This is a genomic window from Collinsella sp. LCP19S3_A6 (genome assembly GCF_052122015.1).
In the GTDB taxonomy this organism is placed as follows: domain Bacteria; phylum Actinomycetota; class Coriobacteriia; order Coriobacteriales; family Coriobacteriaceae; genus Collinsella.
In genome coordinates, this window is the sequence record NZ_JBQKDD010000025.1 from 1 (window position 1) to 1355 (window position 1355).

1 protein-coding gene is annotated in these 1355 nt (G+C 66.2%); it reads right to left on the minus strand.

The window, feature by feature from the left end; all coding sequences use genetic code 11:
• Nucleotides 1–50: 50 nt before the first annotated feature.
• Complete coding sequence (locus tag ACTQVX_RS08800) at nt 51–1169, minus strand: IS1249 family transposase (RefSeq protein ID WP_441055232.1); 1119 nt, start codon at nt 1167–1169, stop codon at nt 51–53.
• Nucleotides 1170–1355: the final 186 nt, after the last annotated feature.

Below are 1355 nucleotides of genomic sequence, written 5' to 3' on the forward strand. Positions count from 1 at the left end.
CGGCCTATAGGACAAAATGTGTGTCCCGATAGAACATCCGTTTCCATCCATTAATCCAGCCAGAACGGGTACGGGTCCCTGTGGTGGAGGTCCTCCCACACGGCCCTGTCGCCCCATTCCGGCCCTCCGTCCTCGCGCGACGGCGAGGCGGAGTAGACGCTGAACAGGAAGTCGATGTCCGCGTCGGTCGGCATCGTGGCGAGCTTCTCGCGCGCCGTCCTCGCGTCCCCCGAGTGCGCGTGGCACCACCAGAACACCGCCTTCACGCGCTTGACCGACGTCAGCCCCCGGTGGTTGCGCAGGACGGCCCTCAGCTGCGAGTTCACCCCTCCCTCGATCATGTTGTTGGTCGACGGCAGCGGGCCGGCCTTGGCCAGGGCGGGGTCGAGGTAGGTGAACAGCGTCCCCGCCGACACCAGCGACGACAGCGACGAGCGCGCCCGCCTCAGCCTCTCGTGGGTGTAGACCCTCCTGCCGTCCACCACGGTTCTGTCCTCCAGGAAGTCGGCCCAGAACCCGCACCAGTCGAGGTAGCGCTCGACCCAGAGCTCGGCCTGGTGCAGCGTCTCGATTCCCATGAGGTCGCGCGCGATGAGGTAGAGCTCGCGCCCCGCCTGGAGCTTCGGCCGCGTCGTCGTGTAGCGCTTGACCTGCGAGAAGGCGTGGAAGGTGCATCTCTGGACCCTGGTGCGCGGCCAGGTCTCGCGCACGGCCTTGGCGAACCCGCTCCCGCCGTCGGTGACGACCACCTCGGGCGCCGGGATCGGCGCCATGAGGGCCGACCACGCCCTCGAGTTCTCCGACCTTGCCATGTACCAGGAGACCACCCTCTCGCCGCTGCAGCATATGAGCACCACGAGGTCGCGCGCGATCCAGATCCCGTCGACGTAGAGCACGCGGTGCAGCTCGCCGTCGGGGACGGGCATGGGCCAGACCTCCCAGAACTCGGCCGTCCTGCGCCTGAAGGACCGCCCGCCGCCCGGCATCGCCGCCTGGGAGTCCTTGGAGAGGAGCCACCCGAGGAACTCGTCCAGCCTCGTCGCCGTGTCGTCGTACCTCACCGTCGTCGACGCGCCGCAGGCCGTGCACCTCCACCGCTGGGACCCCGATGAGGTCCTGCCGTTGCGCTTGGTCCGACCGCCGCAGTAGGGGCAATAAACGGCCTTCATGGGCACCTCTTCCGAAAGGGTATTTAACGGTTCCGGAAAAGGTTATCTACCTGCGGTAACGATAGGCAACCGGACACACATTCTGTCCGAGCGGTTAAAAGCGGGCACGGAATTTAAACGGCTGAAAAAGGGGCATCGACCTGCGCCGATGCCCCCAACGTGGACACACATTTTGTCCTATAAGCC